This window comes from Corynebacterium lizhenjunii (assembly GCF_011038655.2).
Classification (GTDB): domain Bacteria; phylum Actinomycetota; class Actinomycetes; order Mycobacteriales; family Mycobacteriaceae; genus Corynebacterium; species Corynebacterium lizhenjunii.
On the sequence record NZ_CP064954.1, the window covers coordinates 114,335 to 133,937 of the forward strand.

Genomic DNA, 19,603 nt, shown 5'->3' on the forward strand with positions numbered 1-19,603 from the left:
CTTGAGGGGCTGGCCTTAGACGCTAGCAATGGAGACGTGGCAGAGCGGCCGAATGCACTGGTCTTGAAAACCAGCGAGGGTTACACCTCCGCGGGTTCAAATCCCGCCGTCTCCGCAGAGTGCATTTCCCCTGGTCACTATTGACCGGGGGTTTTGCTATATCTGCGCTGGTTAGCGGCGTGCTACTATGTTGCCACAAGTGGCCAATAATTGCCATTAGACGCACTCACTACGTACCGTTAACGTACCGGCAACGTTCCGGAACGGACCAATCTAATAAGGGGCATCAATGACGCGAAAGAGGCGTACCCGCGCTGAGTGGGGAACAGTACGCAAGCGCAACAGTGGCCGGTTCACTGCGCAATACACCGGTCCGGATGGTGCACAGCACAGTGCTGGCGGCTCGTTCCCTACAGAAACAGATGCGCGCGGATGGCTCTCAGAGGAGCGAAAGCTTATCGACTTAGACACGTGGCGCCCCCCTGCTGCGCGCCGGGCTAAAGCAGGGGCAGACTCTGAGACAGTCGCGCAGTGGTTAGAGCGTTTTCATGAGCTACTAGAGCGCCGCCCTGAACCCGTGAAAGTGTCTACTATGCAGAATTACCGGAGGGTTACCCGCGTGCGGATTACGCACCCTTATGGCCCCGGCGCGCAAGATGCGGATGTGTGTTCCTTGCGTGATATACGCCTCGTGGACCTGACTAAGGCGGACGTATACCGCTGGTGGGACGGTGTGCAGCGGTGTTATCCGGAGGCTAAAACAGTCAATCAGCAGGCGTATAAGCGCTTGCGCGCAGCGTGCGCGGAGGCGGTAGAACGCGGCATACTTGCAACTAACCCGGTTGCGATTCCTAAGGCGGGATCAAAGATTGAGATCAAAGAAAAGTATCTACCTACTGACGGGGAAATTGGCGCGATTCTTGCCCAGGTCCCGGCGCGCTATCGTGTTTTAACCTCGCTCGTGTTGCATCACGGGGTGCGTATTGGTGAGGCCATAGCCCTAGAGGTGGCTGATGTGGAGGTTATTCCCCTCCCGGTGCCCTTTCTGCCTAGGGTTACTGTGACTATTAGGCAGAACGCGCAGCGTATTACCGATGGTGGCGGTACGCACATGCTGCTGCAGTCACCTAAGACTAAGGCCGGTAATCGCACGGTGCCGATTATGGCGGCGGACGTGCCCTATTTTTTGGACCACCTCGCAAGGTTTGCACCAGCGGAACCTACGGTGATTAGGCAGCAGATTAAGGGTACTCATTCAACGGGCCTGACCCCCTTGGAGTGGACATGGGCTAACCCCGGTTGCTAGCCGGAGAGAGGTACTGTGTGACCATGCCCCGTAAGACGTATTCTGAGCAGTTCAAGCGCGATGCTGTCGCGGTCTACGAGAACTCTATGGAAGGCTCCTTCAATTCCATTGCTGCAGATCTTGGTATTAACCGAAATTCCCTAGCGAACTGGGTCGACAAGTACGGCACCGGCAAGCGCGCTCGTCGTAGCCGTGAGCAGGCCCGTGCCCGGCAGGTTGGTGATGCTGAACGGATCCGGCAGCTTGAAAAGAAGCTGGCCATCGTCGAAGAAGAACGCGATATCTTGCGCAGGGCCACCTTATATTTCGCCAAGGAGATGAACTCGTAATCCGCTTCAAGTTCATCGATGACCATACCCACCGGTATTCGGTAAAGCGGATGTGTCAGGTGCTCGACGTACACCGGTCGTCGTATTACGCATGGAAGAAGGCCAAGCCGAAGCGTCTGGCTCGCAGGAGTGCTGATGAAGCACTTGGCAGGCAAATCCGTGAGGTCTTTGATGAGGAAAAAGGCCTCTACGGAGCCAAACGAATTGCAGCTGAGCTCTCCGAGCGCGACGACAGTAGCCCAGTCAACCACAAGCGCGTGGCCCGGGTGATGAAGAAATTAGGCCTGTACGGGTTTAGTAAGAAGCGCCGTGTGAAAACCACGGTGTCCGCTTCTTCCCGCCGGGTATTCCCGGACCTGGTCAAAAGGCGTTTCCGTGCTGATGAGACTAATCGTTTGCTTGTTGGCGATATCACTTACCTGCCTATCCAAGGAGGAACAAATCTGTATCTCGCGACCGTCATCGACTGCTATTCACGCAGGCTGGTCGGGTTTTCTATTGCTGATCACATGCGTAGCGAGTTGGCCATCGATGCCCTGGAGGAAGCACTCAGGCAGCGCGGAAGCCTTGCTGGGGCGATCTTCCACAGTGACCACGGCAGTGTCTATACCTCGAAAGAGTTTCAACAAAGCTGCCGCGACCTGGGAGTTATCCAGTCCATGGGTGCGGTGGGAACGAGTGCCGATAATGCTCTAGCGGAGTCGTTTAACGCCACCCTCAAGCGTGAAGTACTGCGTAATCGACGATGCTTCGCCTCAGTCGACCAGGCCCGCAGGCAAGTCTTTGCCTGGTGCGTCAGATACAACACCAAGCGACGACACTCCTGGTGCAAATACATGTCCCCCATACAATTCGAAGCAGCTACATGCGCTATCCTAAATGCTGTAGCTTAACCCATAATTCCGTGTCCACAATCCAGGGGTCGCGCCCAACGCGTACCCTCCGGTTATTAACGGTTACCGCTAGCGGTCACATGGTGATGGATACAAGCTATCGCAGTGTGCTTAGCCGGGCGAAAGAGCGCGCCGGGGTGCACCCTGGGATTAACCCACACACGGGGCGTAACTGGTTGATTACACGGCTTGCGGAGCAGGGGGCGCACTTAAAAGAGATTGGGAAGCTGTTAGGCCAGGATGATATGGAAACAATTTATGAGGTGTATATGAAGGTGCGCGCGGGGCGTACAGATGAGCTTATGGATAGGGTGAGTCAGTCGTTAGGGGGGTAGCTAAGTGCACATTTTGATTACCCTCATTGCTTGTGTGTTTTGTCACTTTTTGCGGCGTCCTACAATGCCCTACCCCGGCGCGAACTGGCAATGCTGTTTTCAGTCGTTTTCAGTCGTTTTCAGTCGTTTTCAGTCGGTGTGTGATTGCATAGGGGGAGAAAACAAGTCCATGCGGCGCAAATGCACAACTCGCACTGTTGGACACACCCGGCTGCGCGTGTACACCTGAGTCTATGCAAGACAGGTATTTGAGTTTGAAAGAAGCAGCGGAATACTCCGCGCTAAGCGTGCGCACCTTGCGACGCCATATTGCAGAGGGCCGTCTAGTGGCCTACCGCGCCGGGCGAACGATTCGCCTAAAGCCTGAAGATGTAGACGCACTATTTACCCCCACGAACGCCTGGTCCGGGGGTGTTGCGTAATGGGCGAGTTCACACCACGCGCCGGGCTCGCACAGTGGGGAGGGGTGTAAGCGTTGAGCAACCAAACACAAACCCCCGCCGTTGGGACACAGGCGGGGGATGTCATGCTGGCAAGCTATATGGAAAATCATAGCTGCATGGCAGGCACCACGCTAGCCGAAATGCGCATGGAAGCGGCCCTAGACTACGCCACCCGTGGCCTTGCAGTAGGTCCCCTGCGTGGCAAAAGGCCCCTCGTTGATGGTGGCTACAAGGCGTTTAGCAGCGACGTGGACACCGTGCGCAGGTGGTGGCAACGCTACCCAGGGGCTAACATTGGCGCCCGCCCGGGGCGCGGCATTGTGGTGCTAGATATTGATATTCGCAACGGTGGGCATGAGACATGGCAGCTTATTACCGCGAGCTTTGCCGTGCCTGAAACCATGGCGTTTATGACCGGCTCCGGTGGGTGGCATCTATGGTTTACCGTGCCCTATCTCGCGCCCCTGCGTAGTGAGCTCGTGCACCGTGGCTCCGGTATTGACATTAAGCACGGCGGGGCCGGGTACGTAGTTATGGCCCCGTCCGTCCACCCTGAAACCGGCGGGCTGTATGTACCCCATACATGGACCGATATAGCCCCCCTGCCAAAGGGGCTACTACAGCACGTGTTTAAGCCCCTACCGCGCCCTACCACCCCCGGGCGGGTTGTTGTCCATGCCGATGATGCCGGGGCCGGGCTCGTTCGCTTTGTTGCAGAGCTCGCGGACGGCAACCGCAACAACGGGTTGTATTGGGCGGCGCGCCGGGCGTTAGACAGCGGGCTAGACATTGAGGCGCAATTGTCCGATGCCGCCCGTGCGGTAGGTCTAGCTGATGCGGAAATTATCCGCACCCTTGCAAGCGCTCGTACCGCTGCACGTGGGACCCTCGTAGGGGGTGCGGCATGAGTGATAACGTGTCGTTTTCTGCTGAAGTGTTCGAGCTGCCTACCGTGGAACAGCGCGTAATAGCCGGTGATGTCGATACCACCGGTGGGGAAGTTGAGCTACCGGGCCCGGGTAAGCCCTATGAGGTAGCTAAGCACGTGATGAGCAACCTTTATTCGGGCCCTAGCGGGCGGGCGCAGTTGCTTTATTGGCGCGGGAACTGGTGGGAATACACCGGTGTGTGTTGGGAACAGTTCGCAGAGCAAGGCAAAGACGCAGACCTACCAATACAGTCTGACTTGTACCCCTTGTTTGCCAGCGCGGTATACCGCAAGGTGAGTAAAGACGTGGATACGCTCGTGCCGTGGGACCCCACTAGCGCAAAGGTTGGCGACGTTATCCGCTCGCTTAAGGCACGCGCGAACAAGGTGCTCGATGATAAGGCCAGCGCCCCGGCCTACATTGGGGGCACACCGGGCTTACCGGGCGATGCAGGGGAGTATGTGGCCCTACGCAATGGACTTTTCCGTCTTAGCACGCGGGAATTGGTGGACCATACCCCGGCCTTGTTCACCACCTATTCCCTGCCGTTCGACTACGACCCCGGCGCGCGCTGTGATGAGTGGCTGGCCTTTATCTATGACACGTTTGCTCATGACCGCAAAGGCGCGGAGCTGTTGCAGGAATTTATGGGGTATGTCATTGCAGGACGTACAGACTTGCATAAGGCCCTATTGATGGTTGGGCCTACTCGCGCGGGTAAGGGCGTCATCTTGCGAGTCATGACAGAGCTGGTAGGGCAGGCCAATACGGGGTCTACCTCGCTAGACGGGTTGGGCACAGACCCAGGCCAGGCGGCACTTATCGGCAAGCCATTAGCTACGGTAGGCGATGCTCGCGAGCCGTCGCGAAGCAACGGGCGCAAAGCAACCGAGTTCATTCTGAACGTGGTCGGAGGAGACAGCGTGTCTATTCAGCGCAAGTACCAACCAAATTGGACAGGCAAGCTACCTACTCGCTTTGTCATCGCCTCTAACGAGCTCCCGCGTTTCGTGGACGCCGCCGGTGCTGTGGCTAACCGCTTTATGGCCGTGCGATTGGTAAAAAGTCATCTAGGCAAAGAAGATCCCGGGCTAGAGGGCCGTCTACTGGCGGAACTACCGGGCATATTCAATTGGGCCTTGCAGGGGTTGGACCGGCTAAACGAGACGGGCCGGTTTACCGTGCCGGATACGATGGCGGACATGGTAGACGGGTTAGAGGGCCTGGCATCACCTGCTAAACGATTCCTACAGGACATGTTAGAGGTCACGGGCAACCCAAACGATATTGTGCCGCGCAGTGCTGTACACCGCGCATGGAAGACATGGCATGACGATAATGGCACCCGCGCGGCAAGCGCTGAGCAGATGGTTAATCAATTGAGCGCAGTTGATAGCCGGGTTGAGTGTAAGCAGTTACCCGTGCCCGGTGCGGTGCCCCCGCCTGGTGGCGGGCGCGTGAAGCGGGATCGCTATCTAGTGGGAGTGAAGCTAGTCACTAGCAACATTTTCTAAAAGTGTTTTATAGAAATGTCTGTGTCCTTGTGTCAATGCAGGTCAATAGGGTTTTTGGGCTTGTGTCTCCCTTGAGTCAGAGCTGTGTCACCTTGTGTCAGTTGGTCGCTGGCACAACCCTGGCACACCCCTGACACACACATGGCACAGGCCAAAAATAGGCGTTGAGCTGGGCGGACACAGTGACACAGGGTTTTTCACTATAAAAGACTTCTCTCAGAATTTTTCTGGACGCAGTGCTCCGATACCGGGGGCACAAGGTCGCGTTCAAAACGCGAGGGGGTCGCGATACACGACCCCCTACGGAGATGGAAGTGTTACGGACCTGACCCCCTTTTTGACCACAGACGCGCGCGCAGGCAAGCCCGGCGATGCCCTCGCGATGCGCGAGCCCACCCGGTGTAAGACACCCCACGCGCTCGCAGGGCGGCAAGTCTACCCATATATCCGTTCGGCGGATGTCTGCCACCCCCCCACGCGCTCGCAGAGCAGCAAGGGGCCCGTGGGGCGTATGCGCGGGCAATACCTCGCACCAGGCCCGCCGGTGGGGTAGGCATACCCGACCCCAGGGGGGACACCCCTCCCCCAACCACACACAAGCGCGGAGGGCAAAGAGGCTCCCAAGATGTACAGGTTTGGGGGTTGCGTTTTATAGGTGCGGAATAGAGGCGGTTATGGGCGCCGGGCTCAGCGGTGGGGTGGCATATCACCACCCCGGCCTAGGGGGTGGCATATCACCACCCCCCCGGCGCGCCGGGCAGTGAACCGTTCCGCTGTTCGTGGCGGTTGGGGTGCCGTGGTGGGGTTTAGAGTTTGTCCATGGCGGCAATGGTGGAGGCCACTTTGTAGGCGCGTTGGCTTATCATCTCTGATTCCACTCGCGCCATGGTGAGGCAGTAGGGGCAGAGGATCAACGGCTGCCTATTCCATCGCAGGGTATTCGGAATGTGTTCCAGTTTGCCTATGGTGGGCGGCTTACCGTCTGGCATTCGAAACACGCGCCCGGTGAACTGCACGCGGGTGGTGGGGTTTAGTGTGGTGCAGTAGGTGCCAGCGGTGGGGTCTTCCCCGGTGCACAGGTGCAGTGTAAGGGTGTCGCGTTCTACGCACCCCTGCGCGATGTGGACGCGGTTGTATAGGCCGGTGTAGTTGTCTGGTTGGTCAGCGGTGGGCAGGTCTTTGGTGCTCATAGTGTTACCTCATAGAGGTGGCGTGCTGCCGCGCAGGCGGGGCAGTCTTGTTTGGTGGCGTGATTGCCGATGGTGGCCCCGGTGCGAGTGTGTAGGCGTAGACCACAGAACGCATGGATGGCACCGGATGATTCAGTGTGGTGGACTAGGTGGCGTAGGCGTGGGGTGCCGGTGCCCCGGCGCGCGGTGGTTGGTTGGGGTGGTGTGTGGTGCATGGGGTGCTATACCTCGTGGTGTTGGGGGCCTGATACGCACAATTTACGTACCAGTTACGTACCGGCCCGGTTGGACAGTTTTCATTTTGCGCCGTTTACCTGCGTGTTTGTGCGGTTGGGGTTCAGTCCCCGCCGTCTCCGCCAACTGTAGAACCCCTGGTGAGTGTTCACCGGGGGTTTTGTTGGGTCGGGCTGGAGCTGTATATTGTGCGGCATGGCTGCGGAAGATGGCGGCCTGGTTATGATGCCAAACGTTCATCGAGGCGTGCCGCGTGTTGAGGCACGTCTTCCTCGTTTAGCACCATAATGTCCAGGTCGCGGCAAAATTCCTGGAATTCAAGGTAGTTTTCCTGCTGTGCTGCAGAATTAGGCTCTGTGGTGACTGCAACAATGCTAGAGCCACGAGGATCCAGAGTAATTGGCCCATGGGCGCTGAGTTCGCCACCTTCCTGGATTAGCTTATCGATCTTCAGAGTCCACGCATCAATGGCGGACCGGGTACCCCTGGGATCGGTCGACTGGAAGTTGAACGCCTGATTCAGCTCAATAACGTTCCCCTCATCCACAACAGCTAATGTGAGGTCAAGTTCGCGTCGTGCTACCCGGACATTTGTGTCAAAAATCGTCGCCCGCTCGAGGCGCGGAAATCTCCTGTAAGTGCCGCGGACATTACGGCGTACATGCCTGACATCGTGGTGACTGTGCTCGGTGGAAAACTCGCCGATAAGGGCGGAAAACAGCAGATCAACGGCCGTGTTGAGGTTGCTAGCGTCCATGGACTGCATCGAATGAACCTGGATGATGTTCTGCCAATGCCCACTGACAAACTCGAGATAGCTGGACAGCGTGTGCTGTCCAGCTAGGTTGAGTGGCTCAATGGGGGTGATTAACCTGTCGATTTCCGCCTGGAAATTCCACAGCGCCAGCTGAGTGGCTCCAGCTGAGTCTGATTCGTGGTAGATACCCCGGTCAGTGCGAAATTTACTTCTTGCGCAGCCCGTTTCAGGATCGATGACGATGACCCCGACACCGATGGTGGTGATGCCCATGGGGCGTGGAACCACACTCACGGTCCAATAGTGGAATCTCATGTCACTGCCTTTTTCCGGTCTTATAATCGCTCAGTAGCTTCCGAGTGTAGTCCTTGCGCTCAAGAACGTAGGAGATGAGCCTGGCGGATTTGTCTTCTGAAATACCCCATTCTTCTGGTAGGGCTTGGTGCAGTTCCTCCCGCAGCGTGGCGTCAAGGTTGTCGAGTGCGGTGATGGCCTTATCCCAGCAACTGCTGGGGATCGATTGGCGCAATAGGGGAATGTGTGGGATGCCTCCCGTATGATCCAACGAGGTTAGTTGCCATGGGTAGGGCAATGAGTCGAACCAGAATCCATGGTCAATGGACCATAGGGAATTGTCGTCCGCGTTATCCGTGAGGACTTGGAGGTCTTCTTGGACATTGCATAGTGCCCACATGGCAATGAGTTTGGGGATGTGATTGTGATTTGCGTCGTTATTAACGAAGGGAATGACGCTAAAACCCTGCTGTAGTGTGCCGGTGTGGAGATTTAGGGAACCAAATAGTGGTGTTCCGGTGAGACGATAACGCTCTGTTGAATCTCCAATCATGTGGCCGTGGAGGGATATTGGTACGTAAATTATTTTCCAAGGGCGCACGTGGGCGTTAAGGCGCTGGCCGATGATGCTGGCAGCCACCTCGTTGACTATAGCTTCGTGCCCGTGGTCACTCTCAATGCGTTTGCACCAGTAGTCGTGTCCGTCGTCGGCTCTGCCGAGGAAAGGGCGAGTCCCGGTCTTGTAGGCGACTTTTCCGGGGATTTGCAGGTAAGTCTTTTCGCTTCGAGTGCGGTGGGAATCGTTTGAAATGACGTTTTCAGAAGTCATTGGTTGTTCCTTATACATCGGCTTGCGAACTGTGCTGTTGCTCCAGCCAGGCGTTTATCCCGCCCCGCAAGGAAAGCACCCGGCTATAGCCGCGTTGGCGCAGCACCTCCACGGCTTGGGCGGAGCGCACGCCGCTGGCGCAGTGGATAACCGCAGGCTCATTGGGGTCCAGGTCCGGGTTATGCCCGGCCAGGAGATGGTCGAGCGGGAAATGCTCGGAACCGGGGATGTGTGCTTGGGCGCGTTCGCCGGCAGTGCGCACGTCGATAAGCCGCCAACCGACGGGGACATGGCGGGTTTCGGGGGCATCGTCAGGACGGGCGGGCACGGCGCCATTGCGGGACAGCGGAATGTACTCCCAGGTCCCGGCCAGGGCATCAAAGTAGCCCAGTGTGCCCACCAGGGGCGTTCCGGTGCCGGTAATAATTTTGAGCGCCTCTAGTGCCATGGCGCTGCCCACGGTGCCTACTACCGGGCCCAGCACACCAGCTTGGGAGCACGACGGCACACTGCCGGGGGCGGGCATGGTGGGAAAGACATCTTCGTAGACGGGCCCATGCCCGGACCAAAAGACCGACAGTTGCGCATCAAAGCCCAGGATAGAGGCCCATACGTGCGGAATCCCCAGCTCATGGCACGCCCAGGAGCACAGGTAGCGGGCGGGAAAATTATCGGTCCCATCCAGCAGGACGTCGGCCTCACGCAGGTGCTCCAGCGCGGTGGCGGCCTCCAAACGGCCAAGGCACACCACCTCCACCTCCGGGTTGAGCTGGGCAATGGTCGCCGCTGCCGACTCAGCCTTGCCCGTACCCACGGCAGCAGTAGTGTGCACTACCTGGCGCTGCAGGTTCGACAGCGACACCGTGTCATCATCAAAGAGCAAGAGCTTGCCGATGCCCGCCCCCGCCAGGTACAGCAGCGCCGGGGACCCCAGCCCGCCAGCACCGATGACGGCCACGGTTGCGCGCCGCAGTTTCTCCTGGCCTTCCTCACCCCACAGGGCCTCTTGCCTGGCGTAGCGGATGCTCATTCCAATCCCACCCAGGTGCTGGCGCCATCGCTGTGGTGCTGTTCTTTCCAGATGGGGACTTCGGCCTTGACGCGATCAGCAAGTTCTGCGGCAGCGGCAAAGGCATCGCCGCGGTGGGCAGCAGCCGCAATGACCACGAAGGCGCTCTCACCCACGCGCAGGGCCCCAGTACGGTGCGCGCACCACAGGCGGGTGCGTGGATGGGCGGCACTGACCTCCGCTGCTACTCGGGCGATTTCGGCTCCCGCACTCGGGTGGGCGGTGTATTCCAGCAGCTCCACGCCGCCGCGCCCGGCATCGTGGTCGCGTACGATGCCGTCGAAGGTCACCACTGCCCCCATCGCCGGGGTGGTCACAGTGGGCACCACCGCTGCGATGTCGAGGGGATCGGCGCTCATGTGGGCGCCCAACACTTTGCCCACCTGGGCTGCAACATAGTCCGGGTCAGCAGCGGCGGGCTGGCTGGCAGGCTGGCCAGGGTGGTGGCCGCTGTGGCCGCTGGGCTGGCCGCAACCAGAATTAGTGCTCATGGTTTCCTTCCAGAGAGGCAATGATGTGTTCTAGTACCGGCTCCAACACCGCGCAGCCGTCGCGGACCCCGCCGGTGGAACCGGGCAGCGTGATCGCAAAGGTGGTGTCAGTGACTCCGGCGATTATGCGCGAGACTGCCGCCGTAGGCACCCCCGCCGAGTGTGTATAAAAGGCCTGCGCCAGCCCGGGTAGCTCGCGGTCGAGGTGGGCGGCGACGGCTTCGACGGTGCGATCATCGGCAGTAATGCCCGTGCCCCCGGAGGTCACAATCACCGCGGGGCGTTCGGCAAAGGCTTGGTCCACCGCCGCGGCGATCTCGGCATCCGGCACCACGCGGGCGGCCTCCACCGTAAAGCCTTGGGCGCGCAAAAACTCCACGGCAATAGGCCCGGAGCGGTCCGCGTAGATACCCGCGGCAGCCCGCGTGGAGGCCACGATAACAATGGCAGTACGGTTACGGGTCATAGGGGGAACACCTCCACTATATCGCCTGGGGACAAAGACGCCCCGGCGGGAATGCGCACCAGAGCAGTGGCGCGTATGGCCTGGGCCAGCAGGTGAGACCCCGCGCCGGCTAATACTTCTGCCTGCATGCAGCCCTCCGGGGAGCAGGACACCACCGCGCGGCGGAATTGCTCGCGCCCATCCAAGCCCTGGACCCCGGTGGTCAGGCGTGCCCAGTGGGTCTGCGGCACTCGCCCCAGCACCGGCGCCACGTAAAGCCGGAAACTCACCAGCGTGGAGACCGGGTTGCCCGGCAAGCACAACACCGGTACCCCGTCCAGCTGGGAAATCCCCTGCGGCCCGCCTGGCTGCTGCGCCACATGCCCAAACCAGCCGTCTTTGTCCAAGATTTGGCGCACCACCTCGAACTTGCCGTGCGAAATTCCCCCGGAGGTCACAATCGCATCAGGCCCATGCTGCCGCACCGCCGCCTCCAAGGCAGCGCGCAGCGCCGCCGGGTCATCGTTAGTGCGCAGAAAGCCCACAATTTCTATGCCGTACTCCCGCGCCATGGCCGCGAGCATTGGCGCATTCGAGTCAGGAATCTGCGCCTGCCCCAGCGCGCCGCCGCCAGCATTCCCCTCGCCGTCGGCCGCGATCGACCGCCTGTTGGACTCAATTGGTCCGTCGCCAGCAATCTCCGCGCCGCCGGTGACAACCAGGATGCGCGCCGGGGCATAGACTGCAACCTCAGCTATGCCTTGGGCCGCTAGCGTGCCGATACCCGCCGCGCTCAACCGCGTGCCCTCCTCCAGCACACTGGTGCCCGCGGCTACATCGGACCCCGCCCGGCGAATGTAGCGCCCAGCCGGAACTTCTGGTACCCGGACTGTCTCGCCAGCAGCAACAAAGTGCGGGGGATCGCAGTCTTCCACCGGGACAATGGCCACGGTACCGGGCGGAACCATAGCGCCTGTCATAATCGGCGTGGCCACCCCGCTGGCAATCGGCTGCGGGGTATTGCCTGCGGCAACCGTGGCACCCACGTGCAACGTGGCGCTAGCAGCAGAGGCCAGGGCGTAGCCATCCATCTGCGAATTATCAAAACGCGGCTGGTCGTAGCGGGCGGTGACGCTGTGCGCCAGCACCATGCCGCAGGAACTATCAACGCTGCGGGTGACCACCGCGGGCGTCCCTACCGTCGCGCGGACGGCCTGCAGGTGTTCCTCATACGTGCGCATGCAAGCTCCTTTAGACAACAAACCCTGCCCCAGTGTAGGCCTGTGGCAGCAGGGGTGCGGGAGGGGAGGGGGCATCGGCAAGCTATGGCGTGGGGCAGTGGCATAGTGGAACCCATGCTTGATGTTCACTATTTTGCCGCCGCCCGGCAGGCTGCGGGCACGGCTGGGGAGTCCGTGGAGGTGCCAGCAGGGGCCACGCTTGCCGATGCCCTCGCCACCCTGCGCGCCACCCACTCCGGCACCACAGCCGCGGGTATGTCCTTTGCGCAGGTGCTGGAGCAGTGCAGCTTCTTGGTTGATGGGAGGAATGCGCAGCCGCAGGACTTACTGGCCGGGGCGCAGCGGCTGGACATCCTGCCGCCTTTTGCCGGTGGTTAGCCGCGCACCCGCAGCGGGGAGGTGAAGAAATTCACCACAGAGCTAGCCAGGCCCAGCACGATAGCACCGAAGATAGCGGCCCACCAGCCATCGATGGTGAATTGGCCCAGGTTGGTGAGCAGGTGGGTGAAGATGAACTCGCTTATTAGCAGCAGCGCGCCGTTAATCACGATGGAAAACAGGCCCAGCGTCAGGCACGTCAGCGGTGCGCCGAGCACCCGCAGAACCGGGGCAATGAAGGCATTGACAGCCACTATAACGGCGGCCACGGCCAGGAAAGTCGGCGAGGACGCAGGCTCTGCGGTCGCGCCAATTCCCGGCTGACCGGGCTCCAGGGGAGCAGGGGTGATAGTGATGCCCGGCACCAGGCTCACCGTCACCCACAGCGCAATGGCGATGGCCAGCACCTGGAGCAAAAGATTCCACAGAAAACGCATGGCCGCCAGCCTACCCGCCAGCAACGGGAAGCGGCGCGGCCGAGACCTTCTCCCACGCGGCTAGCAAACGCTCGGATTCCTCCTTAGTAGTCACCGTGATCCGGATGCCCTCTGGGAAGCTACGCACCAGCACCCCCTCCTGCGCTAAGGCCTGGGCTAAGTCTGGCTGTGCCCCCGGCAACCACACGAAGTTCGCCTCCGAAGGCAAGGCACCCAACGCCGCGGCGACGGGGCCGCGCTGGGCTACGGTGGCATCGGCACGCTGGGCAAGCTCATCTTGTGCGGCTAAGGATGCCACAGCTGCCGCCTGGGCCACAGAACTAATAGAGAAAGGAATGGCCACCTTGTTCATCGCCGCAATGAGCTCCGCAGGGCCAAAGGCATAACCCACCCGCAGGCCCGCTAGCCCATAGGCCTTGGAGAAAGTGCGCAAGCCCACCACGTTGGGGTAGTCCTGCACAGCCTGCGTGGCCACCGGCGTGTCCGCGGTGCGCACGTATTCAAAGTAGGCCTCATCCAAAGCCACCACCACATGCGCCGGGACGCGCTCCATAAAAGCGGCAAACTCCGCGCGCGTGACCGTGGTGCCGGTGGGATTATTGGGATTGCAGACGAAGACCACGCGCGTGCGATCCGTAATGGCCCCGGCCAGCGCGGGCAAGTCCACTCCGTGGTCACGCAGCGGCACCGGCACCGGGGTAGCGCCGTGGACCTGGGCGAAGATGGGGTAGGCCTCAAAGGAACGCCAGGGAAAGACCACCTCATCGCCTTGCGCGCAGGTAGCCTGAATGAGCTGCTGGCACAGGGCTGAGGAACCCGTGCCGACGGCCACCTGCTCACACTCTAGACCCAGGTGGTCGGCCAAAGCAGTGCGCAATTCCACCGCAGCCATGTCCGGATACCGGTGAGCAGTGGCGGCGGCCTTAGTTGCGGCCTCTACCGCTGCTGGCAGCGGCGGGACCGCAGACTCATTGGAGGACAACTTCAGCGCGTCCTCCTGGCGCTTACCCGGAACGTAGGCGGGCAGGGACTCAAGATCTGGGCGTATCATTTCTCCAACCCTAGTTGCCCTGCCCCCAGTTTTGTCAGCCGCCCGGGTACTCAGGTAGAATCGCTGCAGGCTTGCCTCGTGCAGCCATATGGAGACGTGCCAGAGCGGCCGAATGGGGCTCCCTGCTAAGGAGTTGACTTGTTTGCGCAGGTCCGGAGGTTCAAATCCTCTCGTCTCCGCAAAGTGCAATTCCCCTGGTCATTATTGACCGGGGGTTTTGCTATATCTGCGCTGGTTAGCGGCGTGCTACTATATTGCCACAGGTGGCCCCCAATAATTGCCCATTAGACGCAGTTGCTGCGTACCGATAACGTACCGGCGACGTTCCGGAACGGTGGTTTTAGGGTGGTGGTGGTTTTTGGATGGCTGGTGCATTTTCGGCGCGGAAGGCATCAAATTTTGCAAAATCGGGGGCCTTCCGCGCAGAAAACGGGTCACCACACCATGACTCCACAATTATGGCCGGAGACCGATGGGCGCGCTCATCAGCGTGAGGATTGTAGTCCAGCTGGGGGGCGAGTTTCGAGCCTAATGGTGGACTTTTGGTGGTGGGGCAGGTATCGTTAGTAAGCACAACCGGTGACAAGTCCCCCAGGGGGGGACTTCCCTACCTGATAGTAGGGATAGCCGGTTCCTTACGGACTTCCCCACGGTAGGAACCGAGTCGCCTCATGTGGTTCTATGCAGTGTGGGTACCATGTACACCGTTTTCCCTCGAGATGTCTTTGGACAGCCCATAAGTCATTGTCTATTCCTTTCTTGCTGCGGGGCTATGTGAGGCGGGTCCTGGTCGGGCTGTGCGTACGCGTCAGACATCAAGCCCCGGTTGGGAGTTAGCTTAGCCCCGTTCGAGCGGCCCTAGGAGAAAAGGGTGTGGGGACATTAACACAACGGCGCCTAAGTTTCGTACTATGAATGAGTTGGGCGCTTCCTGGTGCGCAAAGGAGCTGGGGTGCGCGAAGCTAGTAAAGGCGGTGATGGCAACGTGATGGAACCAAAGACCTACGTGGAGGCTTCTGTCGAATTAGAACGGATTCTGCGCAGTGAGGGCCAATTGGCCCCGCAGCGGGCGCAGGAAGTGCAGAACCTGGCGGTGCAGTTGCCATTGCGTGAACTCATCGCCTTGGTGGAACGCTGTAATTCTGTGCGGGCGGCGTTGTTGCTGCGATTGTTGCCGCGGGAGCTATCCATCGCGGTCTTTGATGCGCTGGACTTCGCGCAGCAGGCAGACCTTATCGATGAACTGGGCAACCAGGATGTCTTTGAATACTTCGACGCCCTGGAGCCGGAAGACCGTGTGTCGCTGTTGGATGAGCTCCCGGCGGAGATTGCAGACCGGCTGCTGCGTTCGCTGGATAAACCTGACCGGGATATTACGGGGGTGGTGCTGGGCTATAGCAAGGGCTCAGTGGGTCGCCGTATGTCCCCGGAGGTGCCGGACTTGTACCCGGAGATGACTGCGGGTGAGGCCATGGCGCGTTTGAAGGAAACGGCGGCAGACTTGGAGACCATTTATACGCTGCCTATTGTGCGCAAGGACCGCCGGCTGGTGGGCGTGGTCAGCTTCCGGGAGGTCTTCCAGGCTAAGGATGATGCCCTGCTGGGGGATCTGATGAAGGAGGCTGTTTATGCAATGGCCAACGCGGACGCGGAGGAGACCGCGCGTTGGTTCTTGCCGTTGGATATTTTGGCGTTGCCGGTGGTGGATGAGTCGCAGCGGCTGGTGGGCCTGCTGATGTGGGATGACGCCATCGACATTGTGGAAGAGGCAGACTCTGAGGACAGTGCGCGTTCTGGTGGTGCGGAGGCGCTGCAGCAGCCGTATATGTCCACGCCGCTGCTGAAGCTGGTGCGCTCGCGCATTGTCTGGCTGTTGGTGCTCGCACTCTCGGCGCTACTCACCGTGCAGGTGCTGTCCGTCTTTGAGGACACTCTGGCAGCGGCCGTGGTGCTCTCCCTATTTATTCCGCTGCTGACGGGCACCGGAGGTAATACGGGCAACCAGGCGGCTACGACAGTCACGCGTGCGTTGGCGTTGGGCGATATACGTAAGAATGACCTCGGTTCGGTTATGTGGCGCGAGCTGCGCGTGGGCATGTTGCTGGGCGCGGTACTGGGTGGTTTGGGCTTTGTGCTGGCCTCTGTGGTCTATGGCTTAAGCATTGGTCTAGTCATTGGCTCCACTTTGTTTTTGGTCTGTTCCATGTCGGCGACGGTGGGCGGGGCCATGCCGCTGATTGCTAAGGCAGTGGGCGCGGACCCGGCGGTATTTTCTAATCCGTTTATTTCCACGTTCTGTGATGCGACGGGCCTGATTATTTACTTCCTGATCGCTAAGACGGTATTGGGCCTCTAGCGGGGGTAATGGGGGAAATTCATTGTGGAAAAACCCTGAGGTACGGGTAGAGTTCTTGCGTACCCCGTATGCAGTAATGTGAATAACATTCACTGTTGTTTTGGGTGCGGGTAACTCTGAGAACGAAGGAGACGTGCGGATGAGCACCCCCATTACTCACCAATCCACTGCGCACACGGAAGGTGAAGATGACCACGGCGTGAAGGCCGCCGAGTGGCGCCGCCAGCTCATTGGCCTGTTTACTGGCCTGGCCCTGGCCTTGCTGGTGTGGTTTATCTTCCCGGCAGACGCAGTAGATACCGTTATGCAGTCCTCCGGTGCGAAGGAGGGCGCCGAATATACTCACGGTGCGCTGCGTGCGGTGGCTGCCGTGGTCATTCTCATGGGCGTGTGGTGGATGACGGAAGCGATCCCCCTGGCGGCCACCGCGCTGTTGCCGTTGGCTATTTTCCCTTTGGCGGGGGTGGGCACCATTAAAGAGGTCGGCTCGCCTTACGCCTCGGCCACCATTTTCTTGTTCATGGGCGGCTTCCTCATCGCCCTGGCCCTGCAGCGCTGGAACCTGCACCGCCGCATGGCCTTGGCCGTGGTCAACATTGTGGGCACTTCGCCTAAGCGCCTTATCCTCGGATTCATGCTGGCCACGGGCTTTTTGTCCATGTGGGTGTCCAACACGGCTACCGCGGTGGTCATGTTGCCCATCGGTACTTCGGTGCTGGCGCTGACTGCGGACACCGTCGGTGGCATGAAGAACCAGAAGAAGTTCGCCACCGCGCTGATGTTGGGCATTGCCTACGCGGCCTCCATCGGCTCCCTGGGCACCTTGATTGGTACCCCGCCAAACGCCTTGCTCAAGGGCTACATGGAAGAGTCTCACGGCATCGTCATTGGTTTTGGCGAGTGGATGCTGGTGGGCATGCCGCTGGCGGTAATCTTCCTGGTTATCGCCTGGGTCTTGCTGATTGCCATCTTCAAGCCGGAGATGGACCAAATCCCGGGCGGCAAGGAGCTCATCCGTAAGGAAATCGACGCCCTTGGCCCGTGGACTGGCCCGCAGGTCATCACCGGCATCATCTTCCTGGGCGCTGCGGTGGCCTGGGTGGCGCTGCCATTCGTCTTGGATAAGTCCTCTGGTTATGACGATGCCATCGTGGGCATCATCGCCGGCCTGTTGCTCTTCATTATCCCGGCGGATGCCAAGCACGGCACCCGCCTGCTGGATTGGAAGACGGCCAATGAGATGCCGTGGGACGTCCTGCTGCTCTTCGGCGGCGGCCTGTCCCTGTCGGCCATGTTCAACACTTCTGGTCTGTCCCTGTGGATTGGTGAGATGGCTAAGGGCCTGGGCTCGCTGCCCACCATCCTGCTGGTGGCTGCGGTGGCCTTGATGGTGCTGTTCCTGACGGAAATCACCTCGAATACCGCTACGGCGGCGACCTTCCTGCCAATCATGGGCGGTGTGGCTGTGGGTATTGGCCTCACCGACAGCGGCGACATCAACGTCATGCTGCTTACCGTCCCGGTTGCTCTGGCAGCCACCTGCGCCTTCATGCTGCCAGTGGCCACCCCGCCCAACGCCATCGCTTACGGCTCCGGACATGTGCGCATTGGCGATATGATCAAGGGCGGCATTTGGCTCAATGTCATTGGCACCGTGCTGATTACCTTGACGGTCTACTTGCTGGCCGTGCCTGTCTTTGGTTTGGTTCTCTAGGCCTGCCAGCCCCACTCACCCCAGTCCTGTGGCTGGGGTGTTGTGCTTTCATAGCTTGCCGATGCCCCCTCCTCTCCACCCTTTCCCTCTTCCGTGCCGCTCCACCATAAGCGCTAAAAGGCCTGTCTGCCTGGCGATTTGTCAGAGTTTAGGATGCTGGGTATAGTTACATCTCGTTGCACGGCAGTCAGCAAGGCAGTTGCAACGGTTAGCGCCCGTAGCTCAACGGATAGAGCATCTGACTACGGATCAGAAGGTTGGGAGTTCGAATCTCTCCGGGCGCACAAAACACCAGGTCAGGCCCCCTTTTTGGGGGTTTGGCCTGTGGTCGTTTTTCGTGTCTGCCCTGCTTAGGGCAATTTCGATACTACATGATTACCGGGGCGTTCGAGACGTTCGATGGTTTCATCCAGCTTCCGGGCCAGGAGAGCCAGCAGACCAGTAAGCCGCAGTTGCTGAGTAGGGCGCTAACCCGGCAGGCGCGAGAGGCCGCGTACAACGGTGGTTGGCTAGTCGGTCTTGTGGACGGGCGTGGGGCAGTGGCAAGTTTGACGGTGGAAAGATACTTCACGCTCTTGGACAAGGTGTTGCGGGACCAGCGGTTGTCCATCACGGAACAGGAGCAGTTGCTCAGGACGTGGCAGTCCGGGAGGTGTTACGGTTTGCGCAGTAGTGAGCCAGCGGCAGTGCTGCAGCGGCGCCAAATGCGTCACCGCCTTGACGCTAAGGGGCCACATATTTTTGTCCCTTGAGCCGTAGTCGGGCCTAATTGCCTAATGGCCGACATTACTGTTTTGCGGCGCAGTGCGCGGGCGGGTGGGAAGACGTGGCTTAGGGCGCGTGGTGCTCTGGTGGCAGCGGGGATTCTGGCTTGGAGGCGTCGTTGATCTCCCGTATTCGCTGGCAGAAATAATCTCGGTTGTCTTCTTGCATGTGCGCAAATTCCATGAGCACGCCTGGCCAGATGTGATACGTATCGACAAGGTCTTCCGCGATGCTGGATAACGGAGAAAATGAAATCTCACCCCACCTGATGCCAATGCCGACCCTCTCGGAGTATTCTGTGCCGCTTAGGGGGCCCATTGACCACTCGCTGGGCGATGTAGCGTTCAACCATGTTCCGGTTATGGCGAGGATACGGTAGACCTTATCCTCGTAGCTGCGTTTAGACGTGAGGATGTCGAGCACGATCTCGAAGGGAAATTCTTGCGAGCCTTCGGTAACTTGCTTCTGCTGGTCAGGTGTCAGCTCACCAAGCGTTTCGGGGACTACTTTCTCAAGTAGTTCCTCCAGCCGTTTCCCAAATTGCTCGTTGTAACTGTCTAACCACATGAGAATCCTTTCGGGTTATGCGGGCCGTATAATCCA

Annotated in this window: 19 protein-coding genes, 3 tRNA genes and 1 pseudogene; 13 read left to right on the top strand and 10 right to left on the bottom strand. The window is 59.7% G+C overall.

Going from position 1 to position 19,603, the window contains the following annotated elements; translation table 11 throughout:
* The first annotated feature begins 30 nt into the window (after nt 1-30).
* The 8 genes and pseudogenes from G7Y31_RS00545 (at nt 31) to G7Y31_RS00575 (ending at nt 5,749) form a co-directional block, all read left to right on the top strand.
* A tRNA-Ser gene (locus tag G7Y31_RS00545) sits at nt 31-115 on the top strand.
* 174 nt (nt 116-289) lie between these two features.
* A pseudogene (locus G7Y31_RS12120) lies at nt 290-451 on the top strand (site-specific integrase); the annotation flags it as partial.
* Nucleotides 452-592: 141 nt separating this feature from the next.
* Nucleotides 593-1,306: a site-specific integrase gene (locus tag G7Y31_RS00550; RefSeq protein WP_165010470.1), complete on the top strand. Its 714-nt coding sequence runs from the start codon at nt 593-595 to the stop codon at nt 1,304-1,306.
* 23 nt (nt 1,307-1,329) lie between these two features.
* Nucleotides 1,330-2,528, top strand: a protein-coding gene (locus G7Y31_RS11885; protein WP_196823603.1) for an IS3 family transposase whose coding sequence is annotated in 2 segments (ribosomal slippage) — nt 1,330-1,615 and nt 1,615-2,528 — 1,200 coding nt in all. Because the reading frame shifts where the segments join, the coding sequence is not laid out codon by codon here.
* Nucleotides 2,501-2,863: a tyrosine-type recombinase/integrase gene (locus tag G7Y31_RS11890; RefSeq protein WP_425321643.1), complete on the top strand. Its 363-nt coding sequence runs from the start codon at nt 2,501-2,503 to the stop codon at nt 2,861-2,863. Before G7Y31_RS11885 ends, G7Y31_RS11890 begins: the two co-directional genes overlap by 28 nt.
* A 233-nt stretch (nt 2,864-3,096) precedes the next feature.
* Nucleotides 3,097-3,285: a helix-turn-helix domain-containing protein gene (locus G7Y31_RS00565; protein ID WP_165011151.1), complete on the top strand. Its 189-nt coding sequence runs from the start codon at nt 3,097-3,099 to the stop codon at nt 3,283-3,285.
* A gap of 137 nt (nt 3,286-3,422) precedes the next feature.
* Nucleotides 3,423-4,214 (top strand): bifunctional DNA primase/polymerase, encoded by a 792-nt coding sequence (locus G7Y31_RS00570; protein WP_244977409.1) that lies wholly within the window; start codon nt 3,423-3,425, stop codon nt 4,212-4,214.
* On the top strand, nt 4,211-5,749 hold the full coding sequence (locus G7Y31_RS00575) for a DNA primase family protein (protein WP_165011153.1): 1,539 nt from the start codon (nt 4,211-4,213) through the stop codon (nt 5,747-5,749). The genes G7Y31_RS00570 and G7Y31_RS00575 overlap by 4 nt, the downstream gene beginning before the upstream one ends.
* 806 nt (nt 5,750-6,555) lie before the next feature.
* Here the strand turns inward: G7Y31_RS00575 and G7Y31_RS00580 are convergent.
* From G7Y31_RS00580 to G7Y31_RS00610, 7 genes are all read right to left on the bottom strand, one after another.
* Entirely contained in the window at nt 6,556-6,939 is a 384-nt protein-coding gene (locus G7Y31_RS00580) for a hypothetical protein (protein ID WP_165011155.1), read from the bottom strand.
* A gap of 454 nt (nt 6,940-7,393) precedes the next feature.
* Nucleotides 7,394-8,203: a hypothetical protein gene (locus G7Y31_RS00585; RefSeq protein ID WP_165011157.1), complete on the bottom strand. Its 810-nt coding sequence runs from the start codon at nt 8,201-8,203 to the stop codon at nt 7,394-7,396.
* A gap of 43 nt (nt 8,204-8,246) precedes the next feature.
* A complete protein-coding gene (locus G7Y31_RS00590; RefSeq protein ID WP_165011159.1) occupies nt 8,247-9,053 on the bottom strand; it encodes a HipA family kinase in 807 nt (268 codons plus the stop codon).
* Nucleotides 9,054-9,063: 10 nt separating this feature from the next.
* Nucleotides 9,064-10,083, bottom strand: coding sequence for a ThiF family adenylyltransferase (locus G7Y31_RS00595; RefSeq protein ID WP_165011161.1), 1,020 nt, complete (start codon nt 10,081-10,083; stop codon nt 9,064-9,066).
* Entirely contained in the window at nt 10,080-10,481 is a 402-nt protein-coding gene (locus tag G7Y31_RS00600; protein WP_165011185.1) for a molybdenum cofactor biosynthesis protein MoaE, read from the bottom strand. Before G7Y31_RS00600 ends, G7Y31_RS00595 begins: the two co-directional genes overlap by 4 nt.
* A 121-nt stretch (nt 10,482-10,602) precedes the next feature.
* A complete protein-coding gene (locus G7Y31_RS00605; protein ID WP_165011163.1) occupies nt 10,603-11,079 on the bottom strand; it encodes a MogA/MoaB family molybdenum cofactor biosynthesis protein in 477 nt (158 codons plus the stop codon).
* On the bottom strand, nt 11,076-12,299 hold the full coding sequence (locus G7Y31_RS00610; protein ID WP_165011165.1) for a molybdopterin molybdotransferase MoeA: 1,224 nt from the start codon (nt 12,297-12,299) through the stop codon (nt 11,076-11,078). Before G7Y31_RS00610 ends, G7Y31_RS00605 begins: the two co-directional genes overlap by 4 nt.
* 114 nt (nt 12,300-12,413) lie before the next feature.
* Here G7Y31_RS00610 and G7Y31_RS00615 point away from each other — a divergent pair, with 114 nt between their 5' ends.
* On the top strand, nt 12,414-12,677 hold the full coding sequence (locus tag G7Y31_RS00615; protein ID WP_165011167.1) for a MoaD/ThiS family protein: 264 nt from the start codon (nt 12,414-12,416) through the stop codon (nt 12,675-12,677).
* Here G7Y31_RS00615 and G7Y31_RS00620 read toward each other — a convergent pair.
* Entirely contained in the window at nt 12,674-13,114 is a 441-nt protein-coding gene (locus tag G7Y31_RS00620) for a phage holin family protein (protein WP_165011169.1), read from the bottom strand. The genes G7Y31_RS00615 and G7Y31_RS00620 overlap by 4 nt on opposite strands.
* Nucleotides 13,115-13,124: 10 nt before the next feature.
* The gene (gene hisC, locus G7Y31_RS00625) at nt 13,125-14,165 is read right to left on the bottom strand and encodes a histidinol-phosphate transaminase (RefSeq protein ID WP_165011171.1); all 1,041 of its coding nucleotides are present in this window, start codon (nt 14,163-14,165) and stop codon (nt 13,125-13,127) included.
* A gap of 90 nt (nt 14,166-14,255) precedes the next feature.
* On the opposite strand from hisC, the gene G7Y31_RS00630 reads away from it, so the two are divergent.
* The 4 genes from G7Y31_RS00630 (at nt 14,256) to G7Y31_RS00645 (ending at nt 18,519) form a co-directional block, all read left to right on the top strand.
* Nucleotides 14,256-14,344: transfer RNA gene (locus tag G7Y31_RS00630), tRNA-Ser, on the top strand.
* 809 nt (nt 14,345-15,153) lie between these two features.
* Nucleotides 15,154-16,521: a magnesium transporter gene (mgtE, locus tag G7Y31_RS00635; protein WP_165011186.1), complete on the top strand. Its 1,368-nt coding sequence runs from the start codon at nt 15,154-15,156 to the stop codon at nt 16,519-16,521.
* 139 nt (nt 16,522-16,660) lie between these two features.
* Nucleotides 16,661-18,235 (top strand): SLC13 family permease, encoded by a 1,575-nt coding sequence (locus G7Y31_RS00640; protein ID WP_165011172.1) that lies wholly within the window; start codon nt 16,661-16,663, stop codon nt 18,233-18,235.
* Between the two features lie 211 nt (nt 18,236-18,446).
* Nucleotides 18,447-18,519: transfer RNA gene (locus G7Y31_RS00645), tRNA-Arg, on the top strand.
* Nucleotides 18,520-19,066: 547 nt separating this feature from the next.
* On the opposite strand, the gene G7Y31_RS00650 is transcribed toward G7Y31_RS00645, so the two are convergent.
* Nucleotides 19,067-19,567, bottom strand: coding sequence for a hypothetical protein (locus tag G7Y31_RS00650; RefSeq protein ID WP_165011173.1), 501 nt, complete (start codon nt 19,565-19,567; stop codon nt 19,067-19,069).
* Between the last annotated feature and the right edge of the window lie 36 nt (nt 19,568-19,603).

What these genes read in the sequence shown, in the direction of transcription:
- G7Y31_RS00570 (WP_244977409.1), top strand. Translation starts at nt 3,423, where the DNA reads ATGGCAGGCACCACGCTAGCCGAAATGCGCATGGAAGCGGCCCTAGAC.
- G7Y31_RS00620 (WP_165011169.1), bottom strand. Translation starts at nt 13,114, where the DNA reads ATGCGTTTTCTGTGGAATCTTTTGCTCCAGGTGCTGGCCATCGCCATT.
- G7Y31_RS00580 (WP_165011155.1), bottom strand. Translation starts at nt 6,939, where the DNA reads ATGAGCACCAAAGACCTGCCCACCGCTGACCAACCAGACAACTACACC.
- G7Y31_RS00595 (WP_165011161.1), bottom strand. Translation starts at nt 10,083, where the DNA reads ATGAGCATCCGCTACGCCAGGCAAGAGGCCCTGTGGGGTGAGGAAGGC.
- G7Y31_RS00600 (WP_165011185.1), bottom strand. Translation starts at nt 10,481, where the DNA reads ATGAGCGCCGATCCCCTCGACATCGCAGCGGTGGTGCCCACTGTGACC.
- mgtE (WP_165011186.1), top strand. Translation starts at nt 15,154, where the DNA reads ATGGAACCAAAGACCTACGTGGAGGCTTCTGTCGAATTAGAACGGATT.
- hisC (WP_165011171.1), bottom strand. Translation starts at nt 14,165, where the DNA reads ATGATACGCCCAGATCTTGAGTCCCTGCCCGCCTACGTTCCGGGTAAG.
- G7Y31_RS00615 (WP_165011167.1), top strand. Translation starts at nt 12,414, where the DNA reads ATGCTTGATGTTCACTATTTTGCCGCCGCCCGGCAGGCTGCGGGCACG.
- G7Y31_RS00575 (WP_165011153.1), top strand. Translation starts at nt 4,211, where the DNA reads ATGAGTGATAACGTGTCGTTTTCTGCTGAAGTGTTCGAGCTGCCTACC.
- G7Y31_RS00550 (WP_165010470.1), top strand. Translation starts at nt 593, where the DNA reads ATGCAGAATTACCGGAGGGTTACCCGCGTGCGGATTACGCACCCTTAT.
- G7Y31_RS00605 (WP_165011163.1), bottom strand. Translation starts at nt 11,079, where the DNA reads ATGACCCGTAACCGTACTGCCATTGTTATCGTGGCCTCCACGCGGGCT.
- G7Y31_RS00590 (WP_165011159.1), bottom strand. Translation starts at nt 9,053, where the DNA reads ATGACTTCTGAAAACGTCATTTCAAACGATTCCCACCGCACTCGAAGC.
- G7Y31_RS00585 (WP_165011157.1), bottom strand. Translation starts at nt 8,203, where the DNA reads ATGGGCATCACCACCATCGGTGTCGGGGTCATCGTCATCGATCCTGAA.
- G7Y31_RS00640 (WP_165011172.1), top strand. Translation starts at nt 16,661, where the DNA reads ATGAGCACCCCCATTACTCACCAATCCACTGCGCACACGGAAGGTGAA.
- G7Y31_RS00565 (WP_165011151.1), top strand. Translation starts at nt 3,097, where the DNA reads ATGCAAGACAGGTATTTGAGTTTGAAAGAAGCAGCGGAATACTCCGCG.
- G7Y31_RS00650 (WP_165011173.1), bottom strand. Translation starts at nt 19,567, where the DNA reads ATGTGGTTAGACAGTTACAACGAGCAATTTGGGAAACGGCTGGAGGAA.
- G7Y31_RS00610 (WP_165011165.1), bottom strand. Translation starts at nt 12,299, where the DNA reads ATGCGCACGTATGAGGAACACCTGCAGGCCGTCCGCGCGACGGTAGGG.
- G7Y31_RS11890 (WP_425321643.1), top strand. Translation starts at nt 2,501, where the DNA reads ATGCGCTATCCTAAATGCTGTAGCTTAACCCATAATTCCGTGTCCACA.